The following is a 20636-nucleotide window of genomic DNA, read 5'->3' as shown; positions in this document are numbered from 1 at the left end:
CTCACCGTGGGAACTTACGACGCTTTGCTCGTCCTGTCGTTCGGGGGCCCGGAGGGGCCGGACGATGTCCTGCCGTTCCTGGAGAACGTGGTGCGGGGCCGGGGCGTGCCGCGCGAGCGGCTGCTCGCGGTGGCCGAGCACTACCAGTCCTTCGGCGGGGTGAGCCCGATCAACCAGCAGAACCGGGACCTGGTCGCGGCGCTGCGCCAGGTCGTGGACGTGCCGGTCTACTGGGGCAACCGCAACTGGCACCCCTTCGGCGAGGACACCGTGCGGCAGATGCGGGACGACGGGATCCGGCGCGCGGCCGTCTTCGCGACCTCGGCCTTCGCCGGCTACTCCAGCTGCCGCCAGTACTACGAGGACATCTCCCGCATCTCGGTCGAGGGCGGACCCGAGCTGGTCAAGATGCGGCACTTCGGCGATCACCCCGGTTTCGTGGCGGCCGTGGCCGACCACGCGGGCCAGGCGCTGGCGCGGCTGGGGCGCGACGACGCGCGGCTGGTGTTCACCGCCCACAGCATCCCCGAGTCCATGGCCCGTACGGCGGGCCCCTCCGGCGGCCTCTACGAGGCGCAACTGCGCAGGTCGGCGGCCCTGGTCAACGAGGCGCTCGGCCGGACGGGGCCGTGGGACCTGGTGTGGCAGTCCCGCTCGGGACCGCCGCAGGTGCCGTGGCTGGAGCCGGACGTCCTCGACCACCTGCGCAAGGTCGACGCGCCGGCCGTGGTGCTGGTGCCGATCGGGTTCGTCTCCGACCATATGGAGGTCGTCTACGACCTCGACACCGAGGCCCGCCAGCTGGCGCAGGAGCTCGGCCTACCGCTCGAGCGCGCCGCCACGGCAGGCACCCACCCACGCTTCATCCAGATGATCAAGGAGCTCATGGACGAGCCCGAGCCCGTCCAGTGCGCACTGACGTGCTGCCCACCTCCAGCCCGGCGGCCCTCGTCGTGACCGCGCCAGACGGATTCCAGGCATCCCACGCCATGACCGCGCCAGGTGGATTCCGTGCGCCGTAGCGGCGAGTAACCATCACCGACTCGCCGGAAGCGCCGGTCGCGGGCCCTCAGCACAAAACGGCGGGCGGCCGGTGGCGGCGGCCCGCCGTAACTCAGGAGTATGAACGCGCGTAGGCGTCGGCGATGGAGAGGACCTTGTTCACGTAGTCCCATGAGTGGTTGTAGAACCACACGGACTTGCGGAGCTTGTCGCCGCCCTGGCCCGCGCCGTTGGCGCACAGGTACTGGGCGGCGGCGGGCACCGCGTCGTAGGGGCTCCAGATGTCGGCCTTGCCGTCGCCGTCGCCGTCCACCCCGTAGGTCTTCCAGGTGGCCGGCATGAACTGCATGGGGCCGAGGGCGCCGGCCACCGACGGGCCGTTGTTGCGGCCGTGTCCGCTCTCCACCTGACCGATCGCCGCCAGCACGGTCCATGACAGTCCTGGGCAGCGGGTGGCGGACTGCCGGTACAGGTCCAGGTAGCTGCCGGGACGTCCGGCCGTGACCGTGGGCTTCCCGCTGCTGGAGGGCCTGCGGCCGATGGTGACGACCTGGGCGCCCTTGCCCAGCACCCGCTTGACGCCGTGCTCGCTGATGGACGACTTGCCGTGCAGCAGCACCGCCACGCCCTCGGCCAGCCCGAGCACCTTGCCGGTCTCCACGCTGACCAGCCCGTCGATGCCGACCAGCCCGAGCGTCGCCGAAGCCGCCACGCGCAGCCTGGGACCGCCGTCGACCTGGTACTGCGCGCCCAGGATCAGCCCGAGCCTGTTCACCGCCGACTGGTCGGCGATGAACTCGCCCCTGGTCAGCGCGCTCCACACGGCCGGCTGGTCGGACACGGCCTTGGGCGTCCACGAGCGGAAGGCGGCCGGGTCGACGGCGAGCAGGTTCAGCGCGGTGCCCGACACCTTGACCGAGCCCGCGTCCACGACCGTGACCTTCTGCACGTGCCTGAGCCTGGCCAGCGCGAAGCGGGCCGGCTTGGGCACGGTGGCTCGCGCGATCGCGATCACCCTGGGCGGCGTCGAGGTGACGCTCGGGCCTCCCTGCCCGAACTCCTTCACCGGCTGCAGCAGGTCCATCTTGGGGGTCTCCTGCTGCGGCTTGGCGAGCGGGCGATGCGCGGCGGTGGTCTGCTGGTCCCGGTCGAAGCGCACGATCAGCGCGGTCACGCCGCCGGCGACGGCGACGGCGAGCAGCCCGGCGAGCAACAGGACGACCGGACGGGACCAAGGGAAGCCGGACACCCGGCACACGTTAACCGAAACTGGGGGAAAATCAGTTGCTGTCCGGGCAGACGGTACACAAAGGTTGGGGGTCATGGTGGTCGGGCCATATCGGGGATTGTTGGACGGGCCCGGCGTCAAGGGCTTCGTGCTGGCCGGCTTCGTGGGCCGGATGCCGATGTCCATGCTCGGTATCGGCATCGTGCTGCTGATCTCCGGTCTCACCGAGTCCTACGCCACCGCCGGCGCGGTCGCCGCCACCACCAACGTCTCCTACGCGGTCATCGCTCCCCTGTCCGGGCGGCTCGTGGACCGTTTCGGCCAGAACCGGGTGATCGTCCCCTTCGCCGTCGTGAACGCGGTCGCGCTGGCCGCGCTGATGGCGTGCGCGGGCTTCGACCTGCCGGAATGGACGCTGTACGCCAGCGGCCTGCTGGTCGGCTCCACCTCGCTGTCGATCGGCTCGATGGTGCGGGCCCGCTGGTCGAAGCTGCACGGCGGCTCGGCCAAGCTGCACACCGCCTTCGCCTTCGAGTCCGTTGCCGACGAGGTCATCTTCGTCACCGGACCCGCCCTGGTCACCGTGCTCGCCACCGCCGTCAACCCGTACGCCGGGCTGATCGTCGCGCTGGTCTGCATGCTGGGCGGCTGCCTCGCGCTGGCCCTGCAGCACCGCACGCAGCCTCCCGTCCAGGAGGCCCGTACGGCCGGCGGCAGCCCCATCCTGATCCCGGGCATCGCCCTGCTGTCGTGCGTCTACCTGGCGCTGGGCGCCGTGTTCGGCTCCGTGGACCTGATCACGGTGGCCTTCGCCGAGGAGCACGGTGTCAAGGCGGTCTCCGGGTTCCTGCTGGCCTGCTTCGCGGGCGGCTCCATGGTGTCGGGGCTCTGGTTCGGGTCGCGGGCCTGGAAGATCTCGCTGCGCGGGCGGTTCGTGCGGGCGCTCGGCGTGTTCGTGGTGGGGCTGCTGCCGATCATGTTCATCGGGGACGCGCGGGTCATGGCGGTGTTCCTGTTCATCGCCGGGCTCGCCATCTCGCCGACGCTCATCACCGGTTTCTCGCTGACCGAGCGGCTGGTGCCGCCGTCGCTGCTGACCGAGGGGATGGCCTGGATCTCCACCTCGATCGGGTTCGGCGTGGCGATCGGCGCGTGGGCGGGCGGGCGGCTCACCGAGGTGTTCGGCGCGTCCAACGCCTACGGTTTCTCCTTCGCCTGCGCGCTGGTCGCCGTGGTGGTGGGCATCGGAGGTTCGGGTTTGCTGAGACTTCCCGAAGCGCCTTCACCGGCCAAGAGCTGATCCGCTACGGTCGGGACATCCCTCGCAACACTCTTCACAACTGAAAGTTTTGCCATGTCCCGACACATCACTTCACTTCTGGCCATCGCGGCTGTCACCGTCGCTCTGACACCGGCGATCGCGCAGGCCGCGCCCACCAAGCCGAAGAAGACCGAGCCCGTAGACTGCTCGCAGGTCAAGTGCCTGGCGCTGACCTTCGACGACGGCCCGGGCAAGTACGCGGGCAAACTGCTCGACACGCTGAAGAAGTACAACGCCAAGGCCACGTTCTTCCTCGAGGGCCAGTACGTGCACGCCCGTCCCGCCTACGTCAAGCGGATGGCGCAGGAGGGGCACGAGCTCGGCAACCACAGCTACACGCACCCGAACTTCACCAATCTCGAGCCGGAGGCCATCAGGTCCGAGATCCAGAAGACCCAGGACGCCGTCAAGAAGGCCTCGGGAGTGACGCCGACGCTGCTGCGCCCGCCGTACGGGATGGCTGACACGCAGGTCTCGGACGTGGCGGCCGAGTTCGGCATGCCGATGATCCTGTGGACGGCCGGGTCGCGCGACTGGGCCACCAAGAACGTCAAGGAGATCCAGAAGCAGACCCTGTCGGTGGCCCAGCCCAACGGGATCATCCTCATGCACGACTGGGTCAAGCAGACGGTCGACGGGATGCCGTCGCTCATCAAAACGCTGCAGGCCAAGGGCTACCATCTGGTCACCGTGTCCGAGGTCATCAAGGACGAGAACCTGCAGCCCGGGGACATCTTCCCCGAGCCTGCCGGTTGGGACGAAAAGTGAGTATCGTTCACCTTTAGTCGGACACCGAAGGGGAACGCGCATGGTCTTCACGAACTGGGCGGGCAATCAGTCAGCCACTCCCGCGGAGACGCGCGTCCCCACCTCGGCCGAGGACGTGGCGCTCGCCGTACAGGACGCGGCAAGGAGCGGGCGGCGCGTCCGCATGGTCGGCACGGGCCACTCCTTCACGGGGGTGGCCCTGACCGACGGCATCCTGCTGCGGCCCAGCGGGCTCAACGGGATCAGGTCCGTCGCGGACGACCGGGTGACGGTGCTGGCGGGCACGCCGCTGTGGCGGCTGAACGAGGAGCTCGACCGGCACGGCCTCGCGCTGGCCAACATGGGCGACATCACCCAGCAGACCGTCGCGGGCGCGATCCAGACCGGCACCCACGGCACCGGCCGCGACAGCGGCGGCCTGGCCGACCAGGTGACCGCGCTGGAGCTGGTGCTGGCCGACGGGTCGCTGGTGACCGCCGAGCCTGGCGAGGAACTGTTCGACGCGGCCCGGGTCGGGCTCGGCGCCCTCGGCGTCCTCACGGCGGTGACGTTGCGGGTGGAACCCGCGTTCCTGCTGCACAACCGGCGCCGGGCGATGACGCTCAGCGGGATCCTGGACTCGCTGGACGAGATGACCGGCGCCAACGAGCACCTGGACTTCTTCTGGCTGCCGCACACCGACGCGTGCCTGGTCAAGACCAACAACCGGCATCCAGGGCCGGCCGGCCCGCCGAGCGCGTTCAAGCACTGGCTGGACAACGTACTCCTGGAGAACACCCTGTTCGGGGCCGCCTGCGCCGTGGGCGCCTGCTTCCCCGGCGCCATCCCGCGGATCAACGCGATCAGCGCCGCCGCGCTCGGCGACTCGGAGTCGGTCGACACGTCGTACAAGATCTTCACGGCCCGGCGGGACGTGCGCTTCCTCGAGATGGAGTACAACATCCCGCGCGAGCACCTGGGCCAGGCGCTGCGCGAGACGCGGGACCTGATCGAGCGGATGGACTGGAAGATCACCTTCCCCGTGGAGGTGCGGGTGACGCCGCCCAGCGACGCCTGGCTGTCCACGGCGTACGGCAGGCCGTCGGCGTACATCGCCTGCCACATCTACCGGCCCACGCCGAACCCCGCCTACTTCGAGGGCGTGGAGGAGATCATGGTCAGGCTCGGCGGGCGGCCCCACTGGGGCAAGTTGCACACGCGAGACGCCGCCTACCTAGCCAAGGTTTATCCCCATTTTTCGGACTTTGTGGCGCTTCGTGATCAGCTGGATCCCGATCGGATCTTCGCCAACGACTACCTGGACACCGTGCTGGGCGCCTGACACCGAGCAGCTCTCTCTGTTCTGTCGCGGCTGCCCTGTTCTGTTACGGCAGGCCGTGGGGACCCGCCGCCCGCCGTCGCGGGCTGACGACGCGGCTCCGGCGTTGCCCTCGTGGTGTGACGGTCGCCCGCCGTCACGGCGCACGGGAACCATGTCGGGGGTCACGGCGTGGCGCCGTCCTGCTCGGGCTGGTCCGCGGGTGGGGAGTCCTGCGTGTCGGGATGGGTGGGGCCCGTGCTGGTCGGGCCGTCGCTGGGGTTCACCGACGGCTCCACCTGGGGCGAACCGGACGGGTTCGGGGTCGGCCGCTGGCCAGGGGTCTTGTCCGGCGTGGGGGTCGGAGTCGGGGTGGGCGTCGGCGTGGGGTCGGGCGCCCGCGTCGTGGGAGCGTAGGACGGCGCGTGGGTGGCGGGGCCTTCCTGCTTGGCCGGGGCCTTGTGGTGGACCACGGGGGCCGGGTCCTTGGCGCCGCGGGTCTGCTCGTCCACCCGGGAGCCGGAGATGCCCTGGTAGGCGAGGATCGCCCCCATACTGACGGCGAACACCAGCGACGCGCCCATGCCCATCTTCAGCCACGGCAACGGGCGCCCGGGTCGCTCGGCGCGCGGCATCACCAGGGTGGTCTCCCCGGGTTCCGATGTGTCCGCGGATCCGGAGACCTCGGAGGGTTCGGGAGTGTCGTCCGGCTCGCGGGTTTTGCCGGGCTTGCCGTACTCGTCCTGTGGGGTCCTGCCGGGGAACTCCGGCGGGGGCTGGTCGTGCCAGGTGATTACGGTGCGTAGCTTCACCTGCTCGCTGGTGCGCTTGAGGTAGTGGGTGTAGATGGCGCCGCCGACGGTGCTGGCCACGCTCACCACGGCGGCGCCGATCACCGTTCCCGCCACGCCCAGATACGAGGCGGCGACCGCGGCGGTGACCGCGGCCAGGGCGCTTCCCAAGATCTGCGGCACGCTCAGCTCGAACTTCCGCTGCTCGCCGCTCATCCCCCGGATCAGTCCTCTCTTGTGCAGTGTTTCGGTAAAAAGCTTCCTCGTGAATAGACGCGAGCGCGTGTCCTGTTGTTCCTGTGACCTGCGCGACAGGCAGATTCGTGGCCCGTGCCCCGCCGATTCGCACTGCCCTGCGTTTATGCCGTCGCGGCTTTGGCGACGGTCGTGACAACGGTGGCCCCGCTGGCCACCACGCCCGCCTCGGGGATCGCCGGGCCTGAAGAGCCCGTCCTCCCCTACATCGTCACCGCGCGTAACCGGGCTGACGCCAGAGACCTGCTGGGCGAGGCGCCCTGGCGGGTCCGCCGCTCCTACCTCGCCGCGCTGCCCGGCTTCGCCACCTACCTCAGCGCCCGGCAGGCGGCGCAGCTGCGTACCGACAGGAGAGTGCGCGCGCTCGAGCCCGACCGCAGGCTCCGCCCCTCCCCCGCCCACCCGGCCAGGCGCGCCCACCACGGCGGCGCGGACCCGAGCGGTGGGCACGGCGATGGGCACGGCGTTACCGTCTACGTCGTCGACAGCGGCCTGGACGTGACCCAGCACGGCTTCGGCGACCGGGCCTGGCGCGCCTACGACGCCACCGGCGGCCGCGGTCAGGACTGCGACGGCCACGGCACCCGTATGGCGCGGGCGCTGGCAGGGCGGAAGTACGGCGTGGCGCGCGAGGCCAGGATCGCCTCGGTGCGCGTACTGGACTGCGCGGGCACCGGCAGCCTGTCCGACGTGATCGCGGGGATCGACTGGATACGCGGGCACGCCAGGGGACCAGCGGTGACGAATCTGTCCATCCCCGTCCGCTCCGCCGCGCTACGGACCGCCCTGCGCAGGCTGGCGCGCGCGGGCGTGCCCGTGGTCACCGGCCCCGAGGCGGTCGCCCACCTCCTGGAGTCCCAGGGGGACGCCAGCCCTTCAGCTCTCGCGTCTTGGTGGAAGTCCACGGCGGCGCGCGGTGTCATTCGCCAGAATCCGACGAGGACCCACCCGGGCGGCGGTCAATAGGCTAATGAATGACACAAATGTGACCGGCGTCACATCGTCCCGGGCCTATCCCATGAAGGCGATGTTCGGACATGCCGGGTACGGTGCTGGCAGGCAACCGGCCCACGCGAGAGACTCAAGGGTCCGGGGGAAGAAAAAGCGCGCTGACGAAGGGACTCGCATGCAGGAGCTCCGTCTCGTCGCGGTAAGTGAGGACGGCACCTATCTCGTCCTGGCGACTGCCGGACGGGGTACGCGGTTCACGCTTCCCGTGGACGATCGGCTCCGTGCTGCCGTCCGCGGCAACTTCTCCCGTCTCGGCCAGTACGAGATCGAAGTGGAGAGTCCGTTGCGCCCCAAGGAGATCCAGGCACGCATTCGCGCCGGAGAGACCGCGGAGCAGATCGCCGCGACCGCGGGTATCCCGGTCGAGCGCGTCCGCTGGTTCGAGGGCCCCGTGCTCCAGGAGCGGGAGTACGTCGCCCAGCAGGCGCAGCGCGTGGCCGTGCGCATGCCTGGTGAGTCCGCCCCGGGCCCGACGCTCGGCGAGCTGGTGGCCGAGCGGCTGACCCGGCGGGGCGTGCCCACCGACGAGATCGACTGGGACTCGGCCAAGCGCGATGACGGCCTGTGGCGGGTCAAGCTCGGCTACGTGTGGAACGGCAACACCCGGGACGCCGAGTGGCTGTTCGACCCGCGGCGCCGCCATGTGACGCCGCACGACGACGAGGCGATGCGCCTGTCGGGGGCCGACTTCGATCCCAGCCCGCCGGTCGAGGACAGCACGGTCACGCCCTTCACGCCGCGGCCCGGCAAGCTCCAGCCCGTGCCGCCGCTGGCCTCCGACCCGCTGCCCTTCCCCTCGGTCGTCCGCCAGGACCCCATCGGCCGGGCGGAGCCTCCCGTCCGCGCGCCCGAGACGGCGCGCGCTCCAGAAGCCGACATGCCGCCCAGGGAGGACCTGCGGCGCCCCGAGCCTCCCGCCCGCGAGACGGGCTACGCCCGTCCTGGCGAGCCGGTACGGCGGGCGGCCCCGTCACCGTGGACGCCCGACTTCGGCGCCCGCACCCCTGACCGTCCCCGCGACGCCCAGCCCTTCTACGCGCCCGCGTCCCCCACGCTCCCACCAGAGCGTCCGCCGGCCCCCGAACCCGCCGCCCCCGCAGCCACCCAGGCCGCGCCCCCGGCAGCCCGCCCAGAGGTCCGCGTCGAGCCCACGCCCCCCGCCGAGGTCTATGCGGAGCCCGCCCCGGTCCCCGCCGACGTTCGCGTGGAGCCCGCGGTTCGTGTACAGCCTGCCGCTCCTGCAGAGGTCCGTACGGAGCCCGCCGCGATCCCCGCCGACGCTCATGTCGAACCCGCGGCGGTCCAGGCGGAGGTTCGTGTCGAGCCCGCGGCCCCTGCTGAGGTTCGTGCGGTGCCCGCGGAAGTTCGTGTGGAGCCTGCTGCTCCTGCGGAGGTTCGGGTGGAGCCCGCTGCTCCCCCCGCCGACGCTCATGTCGAGCCCGCGGCGGTCCGGCCGGAGGTTCATGTCGAGACCGCGGCCCCTGCCGAGGTTCGTGCGGTGCCCGCGGAAGTTCGTGTGGAGCCTGCTGCTCCTGCGGAGGTTCAGGTGGAGCGCGTTGCCGCCCCGGCCGACGCTCAAGTGGAGCCTGTCGAGGTGGCGGAGGTGCTTCCGGCGGTCACGGTGAACGAGGCGTCGGAGGTCGTGGCCGCGCCCGTCGAGAAGCCCGCGGTGGAGGTGGCCGCGCCTGAGCCTGCGGCCGTCGCCAAGCCCGCCGTGGAGACCGGGGACGACCTCACCACCACCACGGAGCCCGTCACGGAGGAGCCCGACGAGGCCGAGGTTTCGGAGCCCGTCGCGGCCACCGAGCCCGTCGCCGCGGCGCCCGCGCCCGCACCCGCCGAAGCCGTGACCACGGAACCGGTGGCCGTCGAGCCCGCCAAGACCGAGCCCGCCGAGAACGAGCCCGCCAAGCCAGAGCCTGACAAGACAGAGGCTCCCAAGACAGAGCCCGTCGCGGAGGCTGGGCCCGCCACCGTGCCTGTGCCCGCCACCGTGCCCGCAGCCAACGCCGTGCCCGGGTCCGACACCGTGGCCGAGCCTGTGGCCGTGGCCGACGCCGTGCCCGTGGCCGACGCCGTGGCCGGGTCCGACACCGTGGCCGAGCCTGTGGCCGACGCCGTGGCCGGGTCCGACGCTGTTCCGGAGACCGTGGTCGAGGCCGCGGTGGAGCCTGTGGGGGCGGAAGCCGTACCTGAAGAGCCCGCCGTACCCGAGAAGGTTGCCGAGCCCGAGAGGACCGTCGAGCCCGAGAGGCCCGCGGCCGAGAGGCAGGAGGCGGCGGGGAAGGGGAAGGCGGCGAAGAAGGTGCCGGCGGCCCGGCCGAGCAAGGAGGACAAGGACGAGGCACCCGTGCCCGTCCCGTCGCCGCCACCCGCACCCGCGGCGCGTCAGGCGCGCAAGGGCTCGCGTGGACGCCGGGCGTCGGTGCCCACCTGGGACGAGATCATGTTCGGGGCGCGCAAGTCCGACTGACTCACTCCGCCAGGAACGGCGCCAGCCACTCCGGCGTCACCTCGGCGGTCAGCCCGAGCGCCTGCTCCCGCGAGACGTCGATCGCGTCGTAGCCGCCCTTGCCCGCGCCCACGCCCGCGATGAGCGTGTACACCCCGGCGCGGCGCTGGAACCACGTCTGGCGCAGCCGCCAGCCCACCACGGCCCGGCGCTCCACCACGGCCTGCGCGCGCCGGAACGAGCCGCTGCGGACCGACAGGCGCACGCCGTCGTAGCCGTGCCCGAGTGACCGGTAGCGGTCGAGTCCGATCGGCACTCCGGCGATCGCCAGCAGAAGCCCGGCGACCGTCAGGGCCCACCCCAGCCCGGTCGCCTGGGCGGCCACCACGCCTGCCAGCGCGAGCAGCAGCCACGGGGCGATGGCACGGAAGAGCCGCCGGTTGCGGGCGATGGGCGGGTGCGGGCGCAGCGTCCCCAGGTAGGGGCCGATCGCGCCGCTGGTCACCTGCTGGGCGACCGCCCTGGGGACGTCGGGCAGCAGCTGGCCGCGCGTCTCCGAGTCGCCGAGGCCGGTCACGATCGCCCAGGCGCGGGCGATGCCGGCCCAGCGTTCCACCCAGCCCTCGACGAGCTCGTAGCCGCGGACGCGCCGCAGCTCGAGCGAGACGCTGCGCCGGGTCACCAGGCCGCGCTCGGCGACCAGGTAACCTTCGCGCTCCTTGAGCGTGAAGCCCCAGTTGAAGATCGCGTACATGACGCCGCCGACGAACGGCATAGCCACCACGAGCAGCAGCACCACGACCAGCAGCAGGTACGGGTGGTCCCACAGCCACTCGCCCGCGCCGATCGCCGCATCGCGGCCGAACCCCAGGTCGTCGCCCCACTGGAAGGCCAGGCCGATGGCGCCACCGGCCAGCGCGAACGGGGTGAGCAGGTAGGCCCCCGACAGCGGCCCGTAGAACAGCCACCTCGGCGGGACCCGGAAGATGACCCTTTCCCCGGGCTCCACCGCGGCCTGGGCGGTCGCGGGGACAGCCTCCGGCTGCGGGGTGCGGCGCCTGCGCAGGAGGACGGCCTTGAGGCGCTCGGCCTCCTCCAGGGTCACCCCGTCGAGCTCGCCCTCCTCGTCGCCCTTGCCGCTGGCGCCTGTGTCGATCTTGAGTACGGCGAGGCCGAGCAGGCGGTGCATGGGCGGGGTCGACACGTCCACGCCGCGGATGCGTTCCAGCGGGATCGTCCTGATCGAACGGCTGATGAGGGACCGTTTGATCTCCAGCCGGTCGCCGGCGACCTGGTAGGTGAACGTCAGCCAGCGGATCACGGCGAACACCACGGTGCCGATGACGCCCAGCGCGGCCCAGACGTACGAGCGGATCGAGAAGCCGCCCACGAACAGCACACCCACCAGGGGCAGGATCAGCGACGGCAGCATCCGCACCGGGTCGATCAGCAACAGCTTCGGACTCAGCCGCATCGGCGGCGCCGCCCAGTGAGGACCTGATGGGCCGCCTTCGGCCACGTGCCCGGGCGGGGGCGCGGTGCCGTACGGCGGGGCGTCGTGCGGCGCTGTGTCGTGCGGCGCTGCGTCGTGCGGGTCGGAGTGGGTCACGTGGCGTCGTCCCTGAGCTGTTCCGCGCGGTGCGCGAGCTGCTCGGCGAGCCCGGCCGCGACCTGGAAGTCCAGGCCCTTGATCGTGGAGGACCCGGCGTGCGAGGCGGTGCGGATCTCGAGCGTGGCCAGCCCGAGCGAGCGTTCCAGCCAGCCCTGCGCCTTGTCGACCGTCTGGATGCGGCTCACGGGCACGAACACCCACTCCCGCGTCAGGAACCCGGAGCGGGCGTACACCACGTCTCCGGACAGCTCCCACCGGTGGACGGAGTAACGGACGAACGGCTCGGCCACCAGGAGCGGCGTCGCGAGCACGCCGATGACCACGGGCAGCAGCCAGATGTTCGACGTCAGCCAGCCGGGCAGCCACGACCAGTCGGAGGCCCAGTCGGCGACCAGCAGCGAACCGCCCACGAGGAGCACGAAGGCGATCAACGATTCGAAGAGCCAGAGCCTGACGGCCTTCGGTGAGACGCGGTGCGCCGGATCGCGCAACTGGCCAGTTGACATCACGTCACCCAGCTTAGGGCTCCGGCAAATAGCAGATCCCCCCTCGAATCGCCCAACCGGGTCCCCGGACAAGGAGTGACCGATTTTCGTGTGTTCACGTAGCACGAGTTGGCACGCCCACTTCTCGGGTGGGCGGGATGCGGCCTGCCGTACCTGATCTCCTGGATCGGGCGAAGGGGCAGGCCAACCGGCGTCATGTACCCCGGGTTTGGGTCCTTCGGAGGTCATGCTTGTGCCCAAGCTCACCACGCCGAGCCCGCGATTCCGGCGGAATTCGGGTCGTATCCCGGCCACCGACCCTCGCGAAACGGTCGGCGCATGGCCGAGACCCGCGTAGCATCATCCGGCATGGGGCTGCGTTACACGGCAAGACGCGTGAGACGCGCCGCTGTCACTGTGACAGCGGTGGTGGCTGTGCTCACCCTGCCGGGTTGCGCGAACTTCATCGGAAGGTCCCAGGCGAAGGAGATAGCTCAGGTCAACGTCTCGAGCCCGGAGCTTCGCGAGGGCAAACCGCTGCCCCGCGAGTACTCCTGCGGCGGGACCCAGGGCAGCCCCCCGCTGCGCTGGTCGAGCGAGCCGTTGCCGAACGCCAAGTCGATCGCGATCGTGGTCGACTCCCACACACCGCAGGAATCGGCCGTGAACTGGGTGATGTACAACATCCCCGCCACCACGACCGAGCTGGGTCCCAACGCCGCCGCCGAGCACCCGCAGGGCGCCAGTCAGGCCAAGGGCACCAGTGGCAAAGCGGGCTACCAACCTCCTTGTGGCGACAAGGGCAGCTTCAGGTTCACCGTCTACGAGCTGAGCGACATGGTCACGGTCGGTAAGGACGCGCTCCTCTCCGATGTGCTGAAGAAGATCGCGGACCTGACCATCGCGCGCGGCAGGCTCACGGCGGTCAACATCGAGTGAGATGCCGAACACCGCAGGTAGTAGTGGTTACCAATTCTTCACTTAGGGTGTGACAACGCTCATAGTGGTCCGACACAATCAGATCCAATTGTTAGACGTTGGTGATCAAAGGGGGAAGATCGCGTCGATGGCCGCGCGATCTCACCGGCGTCGTAAGGAGGCCATGGCTTTGAGGGTGGTGCAATGATCGCGGTCGTAGTGAGCTTGGTCGCTGTCGTGCTCCTCGTGCTCGTCGTCGTGGCACTGGGCATGCGCTCCATGAACAAGAGGGAGAGCTCTCTTCCTCCCGAGCGGCTGAAGCAGATGGCCGAGAAGGAGGAGATGACCCACGCCCGGTCGACGGACGAGTTCGCGGCACACGAACCCCGCATGAACAACTTCAGCCCGGATTTCAGCCCCATCGACGAGGTGCGGCCGCCGAAACCGGTGCGCACCGGGCAGCGTGGCAGGCGTGGGGTCGACGAGTGGGGCAACCCGAGCTCGGACGACGAGGACGAGGAGTTCTGGGCGAACATCCGCAGCGATGCGGAGCACGGCGGCTTCGGCGCCGGCGGCACGGTCGCCGCACGCAAGGCCGCCCCCTCGCCCGTGGAACGGGAACGGCCCGCGGCGGAGCGCCCGGCTGACCGGCCGAGAGAGAGGCGGCCGGTCACCGCGGACCCGAACGCGGCCACCGTCCAGGCACCGCTCCCCCAGCGGACTCCCGCGATGCCCGCCCCCGCGGCGGCCTCCGCCGGGCTGGCCGACCTGGTCGAGCCCGTGCAGCGGACCGCGCCGTCGGCCGGAGACCTGGCGGACCAGCGCACGGTGACGTTCTCGGCGCCGACGCCCGACGTGATGAGCATCCTGGGCGCGGGCGCGAAGCCGGTCCCGCCCACCCGTCCCGACCCGCTGACCTCCAGCGGCTCCTTCTCCCCCGCGAACGGCTCCGCCAGCGGGAGCTTCCCGGCCGTGAACGGCTCCTCGAGCGGGTCCTTCCCCGCGGTGAGCCCCACCGGCAGCGGGTCGTTCCCCGTCACGCCGTCGGGCCCCATCCATGGCGCGCCGACCAGCGACCCGTTCCCCGCCTACCCCAACGGCGCCGACCCGCTGGCCACCACGTGGACCGGCGGCATCACCCCTAGCCCTGCCTCCGGGTCCTGGCCCGCCCGCGACGTCCTGGACGACCCGAACCCCGCCGCCGCCACCGGCCCCTCGGGATCGTGGCCCGCGTTCGAGCCTGTCCAGCCGCAGAGCCGCTCCTCCTACGAGGTCCGCTCCGGCTGGGCGGTGGCCGACGACTCCGACCCGCTGACGGGCCCCTCGCCCGCCGCGGGCACGCCCACGGCGCCCAGCCGCGCGGTCTCGGCCTACGACGACGTGCTGTCGGCTCCCACGCAGGCCCCCCAGTCCTTCGCGTACGAGACCGGCGACTACGCCGCCCCCGCCGGGCCCGCCGCCTGGCCCGAGCCGCCCGCCGCCAACGGCAGCTGGCCGAGCTACGGCGAGATGTACGGCACGCCATCCGAGGCGGGCGCCGCGCAGAACGGCGTCCGCGGCGGCCACCGCCGAGCTCCCGAGCAGCAGGAGCACCCCGACTACTACCGCTGACCGAACCACCCCTCACGTGGGCGCGCCACCGACCGGGCGCGCCCACAGCCATGTCCGGCCCCGGCAAGCCTGAACCGTGGTCATAATGATCTTGTAAAACACCTTGCGGAACGGCATCCGGGCAGGTCAGTGGGGCAATAGAGTCTGGCCACATGATCAGGCTGCTCAAACACGACCTACCCGCGTCCCTGGTGGTGTTCCTCGTCGCGGTCCCGCTGTCGCTGGGGGTGGCGATGGCCTCGGGGGCGCCGCTGGCGGCGGGGCTGATGGCCGCGATCGTCGGCGGCATCGTGGCCGGCGCGCTGGGCGGCTCGCCGGCGGTGGTGAGCGGGCCCGCGACCGGCCTGACGCTGGTGGTGGCGGACCTGATACAGACCTACGGCTGGCGGGCCACCTGCATGATCACGCTGCTGGCCGGGGTGCTGCAGCTGGTGCTCGGCGTGTTCAAGGCGGCCAGGGCGGCGCTCGCGGTCTCTCCGGCGGTCGTGCACGGGCTGCTGGCCGGCGTCGGCGTGGTGATCGCGCTGTCGCAGCTGCACGTGGTGCTGGGCGGCAGCCCGCAACGTTCGGCGCTGGCGAATCTGGTCGAGCTGCCCACGCAGATCGCGCAGAAGCACACCCACGCGGTCGTGATAGGCGTGCTGACGATCGGCGTGCTGGCCGTGTGGACACGGCTGCCCAAGCGGATCCGCGTGGTGCCGGCGCCGCTGCCCGCGCTGATCGTCGCCGCGGTGGTGGCCGCGGTGTGCGGCTGGGACGTGGCCAGGGTCGACCTGTCGGGCGGCCTGGGCGCGTGGGCGTTCCCCGTGCTGCCGCAGGGCGACTGGCACAAGATCGTGGCGGCGGTGATGCTGGTGGCGCTGCTGTCGGCGGTGGAGTCGCTGCTGTGCTCGGTCGCCGTGGACGGCATGCACTCCGGGCGGCGGGCCGACCTGGACCAGGAGCTGATGGGCCAGGGCGTGGCCAACGTGGTGGCGGGTGCGCTGGGCGGGCTGCCGGTGGCGGGCGCGATCGTGCGCAGCACCGCGAACGTCGCGACGGGGGCGCGCAGCCGCTGGTCGGCGATCCTGCACGGGGTGTGGGTGCTGCTGTTCCTGTGCGGGTTCGCCTGGACGATCAAGCTGATCCCGAGTGCCGCGCTGGCGGCGTTGCTGGTGTTCATCGGCGTGCAGATGGTGAACCTGGGTCACATCAGGAAGGTGCACGGGCACGGCGAGGTGCCGGTCTACCTGGTGACGATGTGCTCGGTGATCCTGCTCGGGCTGGCGGAGGGAGTCCTGGCGGGACTCGGGCTGGCGGCGCTGCTGGCACTGCGCAGGCTGACCTGGGTGACGGTCAGGGTCAAGCAGGAGCGGGACGGCCGCTTCCACGCCATGATCTCGGGGTCGCTGACGTTCCTGGGCGTGCCGCGGCTGACCAGGGAGCTGCGGGCCATCCCGGCGGGGGCGGCCGTGGACCTGGATCTCAACATCGACTTCATGGACAACGGCGCCTTCGAGGCGATCCACTCCTGGCGGCTCGACCACGAGCGGCTGGGCGGCACCGTCGACATCGACGAGTTGCACGACGAGTGGTACGCGATGTCGGCCAGCGGGTCGCGGATGTTCCCCGCCAAGACGCCGCCTCGCGCGCCGGATCGGTGGTGGCTGCCGTGGGCGCATCGCGGGCGGCGTCCGCAGCGGCTTGCCGTACCGTCGCAGGGTGGAACGGCGGAGGTGGAGTGCCAGCTGACGGCGGGGGCGCGCGAGTTCCACCGGCGGACGGCGCCGCTGGTGCGGCCGATCTTCAGCCAGCTGGCGCGCAAGCAGCAGCCCTCGCATCTGTTCATCACGTGCGCCGACTCGCGGGTCGTGCCCAGCCTGATCACGGCCAGCGGGCCCGGCGACCTGTTCACGGTGCGCAACATCGGCAACCTGGTGCCGCGCAAGGGGTCCTCGGACGACTCGGTGGTGGCGGCGATCGAGTACGCGACGCAGGTGCTGAGCGTGCGGACGATCACGGTGTGCGGGCATTCGGGATGCGGGGCGATGGCCGGGCTGCTCAGCGCGGGTGTCAAGGCGGGGAGCCTGCCGGGGCTGCGGCGGTGGCTGCGGCACGGGCACCACAGCCTGGCGCGCTTCATCGAGGAGGAGTGGGACGGGGATCCGCTGGACGTGCTGTGCCGGGTCAACGTGCGGCAGCAGCTGGACAACCTGCTCACCTACACCAAGATCCGCGAGCAGGTGGAGGCGGGGAAGCTGGAGCTGGCGGGGCTGTACTTCGACATCGGCGCGGCGCGGGTGCACATGCTGTCGTCTACGCTCTCCGTGAAGATCTGATTCGTCCGGGTTTCTGCGGCGAAGAATGAGGGCCATGAGAGTTCTGGTTCTTGGAGGGTCCGGGTTCCTCGGCCGCGCCATCGTCGAGGACGCGCTCGCGCGCGGGCATCAGGTCACGACGTTCAACAGGGGGCAGAGCAACCCCGACGTGCCGGGGGTCGAGCCGGTCCACGGCGATCGGGGAGTGACGGCCGACCTGGAGCGGCTGGTCGACGGGCGCTCCTGGGACCTGGTGATCGACGTGAACGGCTACGTGCCGCGCGTGGTGGGCGAGTCGGCGCGGCTGCTGTCCGGGCACGCGCAGGGCTACGTGTTCATCTCGACCGTCTCCGCCGTGAAGGACTTCCCCGACAAGCCGGCTACGGACGAGTCCGGCATCTGGGACTGCGCGCCCGACGCAGGTCCCGACGACGGCGACTACGGGGTGCTGAAGGCGGGCTGCGAGCGGGCCGTCGAGCAGGCGTTCGCCGGAAACGTGCTGATCGTCCAGCCGGGCCTGGTCCTCGGCCCGTACGAGAACGTGGCCAGGCTGCCGTGGTGGCTGACCCGGATCTCGCACGGCGGCCAGGTGCTGGCCCCCGGCGAGCCCGACAGGCCGATGCAGCTCATCGACGCCCGCGACATCGCCTCCTTCACGCTGGACCACGGCGAGAAGGGCACCCGTGACCGCTTCATGGTGACCGGTCCGGCCGGAAACACCACCTACGGCCAGTGGCTGGAGCTGTGCAAGCAGGTCACGGGGTCTGACGCCGAGTTCGTCTGGGTGGACGACGACTTCCTGAAGGAGCAGGGGGTCGGCGAGTTCGTGGAGCTGCCGCTGTGGTCGGCGGACCAGGAGGAGCGGGCCAACTTCTGGTCCATCTCCACCGCCAAGGCCGAGGCCGCGGGGCTTCACGTGCGCCCGGTGGCGGAGATGGTCCGCGACACCTGGGAGTGGCTGCGCCACATCCCCGAGGAGAAGCGGGTGTACGGCTCGCGCATGCAGCACGGCATCGCCCCCGACAAGGAAGCCGCCGTCCTGTCCGCCTGGGCCACCCGCTGAGCCGGAACGAAGCCGAGTGTGCATTTCTCCGCAGACTGGGGTGAATGCCGCGATTTACCCTCGACTGTGCGCGAGGAAGCCTGGTCCCCTCCTCGCGCGGTGTCGGTCCTGACTCCCAGGGGCCGGAGGGGCGGAGGTTCCCATGCCTCCGCCCCTCGCACAAGTCACAGGGGCCTGACGACGGCCTCCAGGTAGTCAGCGTCGACGACCAGGGTGCCGTCGTCGGCCCGGTTGTGCGCCTCCCAGACGCCGATCATGTCTTCCCGCATGGCCTCCCGCCGGTGCTCCGCCAGGGCCGCGAAGGCCGCCTTGGCCGGCCGCCCAGTCGCCCTCCCGCAGCAGCTGCTCTCCCCGCGTGCTCTTACGGTAGTCACATGACGTGGCTGACTGATCGGTTCGGTCTGGATGTGCCTCTGGTGGGGGCTCCGCTGGCGGGAGTGGCCGACGGGCGGCTGGCGGCCGCGATCTCGCAGGCGGGGGCGCTGGGCATGTTCGGCGTGCCCGCGACGGGCGCCGCCTCGTGGATCTCGGCGCAGGCCGCCACGTGTGCCGCGGGCGGCCGGCCGTACGGGATCGGGCTCATGGCCTGGGCGCTCACGGGCGAGCAGCTCGAGGCCGTGCTGGCCGCGCGGCCGGCGCTGGTGTCGGTGAGCTACGGGTCCTACGCGACGTACGTCGAGGAGTTGCGGCAGGCGGGCATCACGGTCGTCACGCAGGCGGGCACGACGGACGAGGCGCTGGCCGCCGAGCAGGCCGGGGTGGACGCCGTGGTGGCCCGCGGCGGCGAGGGCGGCGGGCACGGGCGCGCCGAGGTCGGCACGCTGCCGCTGCTGCAGAGCGTGCTGGACGCGGTGCGGATCCCGGTGCTGGCCGCGGGGGGCATCGCCACCTGGCGGGGCATGGCCGCGGTGCTCGCCGCGGGCGCGGCGGGGGCGTGGGTGGGCACGGCTTTCCTGGGCTGCGTGGAGACCACGCTGTCGGACGCGGCGACCGCGCAGGTGCTCGACGCCGGTGAGACGGGCACCGTCTACGGGCGCGTCTTCGATGTGGCGCAGCAGCTCGCCTGGCCCGCCGAGTACGGCGGGCGGGCGCTGCGCAACGACTACTTCACCAGGTGGCAGGGCCGCGAGGACGAGCTTGCCGCCTCACCCGAGGGCCGTGCGGAGCTGAAGCCCGGCGGCTACGTGTACGCGGGCCAGGCCGTCGGCATGGTCCGCGAGCGCCGCACGGCCGCTGAGGTCGTTCAGTCGATGTCGACGGGCAGCTCGTAGATCTCCTTCGTCGGGTGGCCCGCCTTCTCGTGGACCCGCAGCACCGCCTCCTTCGACGGGCCGGAGGACAGGCAGAACACCTTGCCGGACTCCGGGTCCATCCAGGCGTGCTCGAAGTGCACGCCCTCGGAGTCCTCGAGGGCCAGGTCCTGCTCGTGCGCCTGGCGCAGTTCCTCCTCGCTCACGCCGACGAACCCGCTGTGCACGTCCATGAACTTCATGGTCAGCTCCCTTCGTTGGACGGGAAAGGTGCGACCCATCCCCCAGCGTAGTACTGACTAAGATCACGGCCGTGACTGAGCCCAGGTACTCAGGGCTTGGCGACGGCCTCGCGGACCGCGGGGACGATCTCCCGTGCCCAGCGGCCGAACTGGTCGTCGACGGGCAGCCGGTCTGACAGGAAGAACACGAATCCGGCCGCGCCGTGCTCCAGCACCGCGCGGGTCAGCTCCTCGGCCCACTGCTCGGCCGAGCCGCCGATCCACCGGCCGTCGCCGTCGCGGGTGGCGGCCAGCGGCTCTGGGGTGATGACGCCGGGCAGGTTGTAGATCGTGGCGACGTCGGCGGGGTCGCGTCCCGCCTCGGCCGCCGCGGCGTCGATGATCGGGCGCGAGGTGCGGTAGCGCTCGCTCAGCCAGTCCGCGGCGTGGCCGGGGATCCAGCCGTCGGCCAGGCGGCCGGTGACGGCCAGCGACTGCGGGCCCACGGATCCCGTCCAGACGGGCGGCGCCGGTACGGGGGCGGGCTCGAGCCCGCTCACCTGGTAGAACTCCCCGTCGAACGTCACCGGCGCGCCGCCGCCCGACAGCGCCCTGATCAGGGTGATCGACTCCGCGAAGGCCCGTACGGCGGCGCCCGGCCCGAGCCGCGGCACGCCCAGCCTGGCGATCCCGTCCCAGTACCCGCCAGCGCCCAGCCCGAGCACGATCCGCCCGCCGGACAGCGCCGACAGCGAGGTCACGGTCCTGGCCAGCATCGGCGCGGGTCGGCTCGGCAGGTTGGACACGCTGACCAGCCCCGCGATGTCCTCGGTGGCGCCCAGTGCGGTCCCGACGATGGCGTAGGCGTCCAGCCTGCCGCCGAAGTAGGGGTGATCGGAGACGGTGAACAGGTCGAGCCCGTCCCTGTCGAGCTGTACGGCATGCCGCAACGTCTGCCGCGCCTCGCCCACCGCCGTCGAGATCCCCGCACCGAACAACGCCATGACAACCTCCCCAGTTCGTGCCACGAACCATATTAGTTCGTACCACGAAG

At 71.4% G+C, this 20636-nt stretch carries 18 protein-coding genes; 11 read left to right on the top strand and 7 right to left on the bottom strand.

The features are described from left to right. Positions 1-6: 6 nt before the first annotated feature. Entirely contained in the window at positions 7-957 is a 951-nt protein-coding gene (locus ACIBHX_RS03090; RefSeq protein ID WP_397063673.1) for a ferrochelatase, read from the top strand. Positions 958-1114: 157 nt separating this feature from the next. On the opposite strand, the gene ACIBHX_RS03085 is transcribed toward ACIBHX_RS03090, so the two are convergent. Further along, positions 1115-2251, bottom strand: a complete 1137-nt coding sequence (locus tag ACIBHX_RS03085) for a lytic transglycosylase domain-containing protein (protein WP_397063671.1) — start codon at positions 2249-2251, stop codon at positions 1115-1117. 73 nt (positions 2252-2324) lie between these two features. On the opposite strand from ACIBHX_RS03085, the gene ACIBHX_RS03080 reads away from it, so the two are divergent. Genes ACIBHX_RS03080 through ACIBHX_RS03070 form a run of 3 tightly spaced genes read left to right on the top strand, consistent with a single transcriptional unit; the run spans position 2325 to position 5640 of the window. After that, the gene (locus ACIBHX_RS03080) at positions 2325-3530 is read left to right on the top strand and encodes an MFS transporter (RefSeq protein ID WP_397063670.1); all 1206 of its coding nucleotides are present in this window, start codon (positions 2325-2327) and stop codon (positions 3528-3530) included. 54 nt (positions 3531-3584) lie between these two features. Next, positions 3585-4319, top strand: coding sequence for a polysaccharide deacetylase family protein (locus ACIBHX_RS03075; protein ID WP_397063668.1), 735 nt, complete (start codon positions 3585-3587; stop codon positions 4317-4319). 40 nt (positions 4320-4359) lie between these two features. Continuing rightward, complete coding sequence (locus ACIBHX_RS03070) at positions 4360-5640, top strand: D-arabinono-1,4-lactone oxidase (RefSeq protein ID WP_397063667.1); 1281 nt, start codon at positions 4360-4362, stop codon at positions 5638-5640. Positions 5641-5801: 161 nt separating this feature from the next. On the opposite strand, the gene ACIBHX_RS03065 is transcribed toward ACIBHX_RS03070, so the two are convergent. Further along, positions 5802-6623, bottom strand: a complete 822-nt coding sequence (locus ACIBHX_RS03065) for a hypothetical protein (protein ID WP_397063666.1) — start codon at positions 6621-6623, stop codon at positions 5802-5804. 171 nt (positions 6624-6794) lie between these two features. Between ACIBHX_RS03065 and ACIBHX_RS03060 the strand changes: the two genes are divergently transcribed. Together ACIBHX_RS03060 and sepH are read left to right on the top strand one after the other, a co-directional pair. Further along, positions 6795-7628, top strand: a complete 834-nt coding sequence (locus ACIBHX_RS03060) for a S8 family serine peptidase (RefSeq protein WP_397063664.1) — start codon at positions 6795-6797, stop codon at positions 7626-7628. 160 nt (positions 7629-7788) lie between these two features. Beyond that, a complete protein-coding gene (sepH, locus tag ACIBHX_RS03055; RefSeq protein WP_397063663.1) occupies positions 7789-10146 on the top strand; it encodes a septation protein SepH in 2358 nt (785 codons plus the stop codon). Position 10147: 1 nt separating this feature from the next. On the opposite strand, the gene ACIBHX_RS03050 is transcribed toward sepH, so the two are convergent. Both ACIBHX_RS03050 and ACIBHX_RS03045 read right to left on the bottom strand, forming a co-directional pair. Then, entirely contained in the window at positions 10148-11734 is a 1587-nt protein-coding gene (locus ACIBHX_RS03050; RefSeq protein WP_397063661.1) for a PH domain-containing protein, read from the bottom strand. Beyond that, positions 11731-12243, bottom strand: coding sequence for a PH domain-containing protein (locus ACIBHX_RS03045; protein WP_397065006.1), 513 nt, complete (start codon positions 12241-12243; stop codon positions 11731-11733). The genes ACIBHX_RS03050 and ACIBHX_RS03045 overlap by 4 nt, the downstream gene beginning before the upstream one ends. A gap of 405 nt (positions 12244-12648) precedes the next feature. Here ACIBHX_RS03045 and ACIBHX_RS03040 point away from each other — a divergent pair, with 405 nt between their 5' ends. From ACIBHX_RS03040 to ACIBHX_RS03025, 4 genes are all read left to right on the top strand, one after another. Then, positions 12649-13161: a YbhB/YbcL family Raf kinase inhibitor-like protein gene (locus ACIBHX_RS03040; RefSeq protein WP_397063660.1), complete on the top strand. Its 513-nt coding sequence runs from the start codon at positions 12649-12651 to the stop codon at positions 13159-13161. 183 nt (positions 13162-13344) lie between these two features. Continuing rightward, on the top strand, positions 13345-14751 hold the full coding sequence (locus tag ACIBHX_RS03035; protein ID WP_397063658.1) for a hypothetical protein: 1407 nt from the start codon (positions 13345-13347) through the stop codon (positions 14749-14751). Positions 14752-14903: 152 nt separating this feature from the next. After that, the gene (locus tag ACIBHX_RS03030) at positions 14904-17069 is read left to right on the top strand and encodes a SulP family inorganic anion transporter (protein ID WP_397063657.1); all 2166 of its coding nucleotides are present in this window, start codon (positions 14904-14906) and stop codon (positions 17067-17069) included. Positions 17070-17103: 34 nt separating this feature from the next. Further along, entirely contained in the window at positions 17104-18111 is a 1008-nt protein-coding gene (locus ACIBHX_RS03025; protein WP_397063655.1) for an NAD-dependent epimerase/dehydratase family protein, read from the top strand. Between the two features lie 164 nt (positions 18112-18275). On the opposite strand, the gene ACIBHX_RS03020 is transcribed toward ACIBHX_RS03025, so the two are convergent. Continuing rightward, on the bottom strand, positions 18276-18485 hold the full coding sequence (locus tag ACIBHX_RS03020; protein ID WP_397063653.1) for a hypothetical protein: 210 nt from the start codon (positions 18483-18485) through the stop codon (positions 18276-18278). Between ACIBHX_RS03020 and ACIBHX_RS03015 the strand changes: the two genes are divergently transcribed. Beyond that, positions 18486-19382: an NAD(P)H-dependent flavin oxidoreductase gene (locus ACIBHX_RS03015; protein ID WP_397063651.1), complete on the top strand. Its 897-nt coding sequence runs from the start codon at positions 18486-18488 to the stop codon at positions 19380-19382. Here ACIBHX_RS03015 and ACIBHX_RS03010 read toward each other — a convergent pair. Together ACIBHX_RS03010 and ACIBHX_RS03005 are read right to left on the bottom strand one after the other, a co-directional pair. Further along, positions 19355-19603, bottom strand: a complete 249-nt coding sequence (locus tag ACIBHX_RS03010) for an SCO4226 family nickel-binding protein (RefSeq protein ID WP_397063650.1) — start codon at positions 19601-19603, stop codon at positions 19355-19357. The two genes, ACIBHX_RS03015 and ACIBHX_RS03010, sit on opposite strands and share 28 nt — an antisense overlap. A gap of 89 nt (positions 19604-19692) precedes the next feature. After that, complete coding sequence (locus tag ACIBHX_RS03005) at positions 19693-20586, bottom strand: LLM class flavin-dependent oxidoreductase (RefSeq protein ID WP_397063648.1); 894 nt, start codon at positions 20584-20586, stop codon at positions 19693-19695. Positions 20587-20636 lie beyond the last annotated feature (50 nt).

Origin of the sequence: Nonomuraea sp. NPDC050536 (assembly GCF_044457685.1) — a bacterium.
In the GTDB taxonomy this organism is placed as follows: Bacteria; Actinomycetota; Actinomycetes; order Streptosporangiales; family Streptosporangiaceae; genus Nonomuraea.
This window is presented reverse-complemented; position numbering and strand designations above follow the sequence as displayed.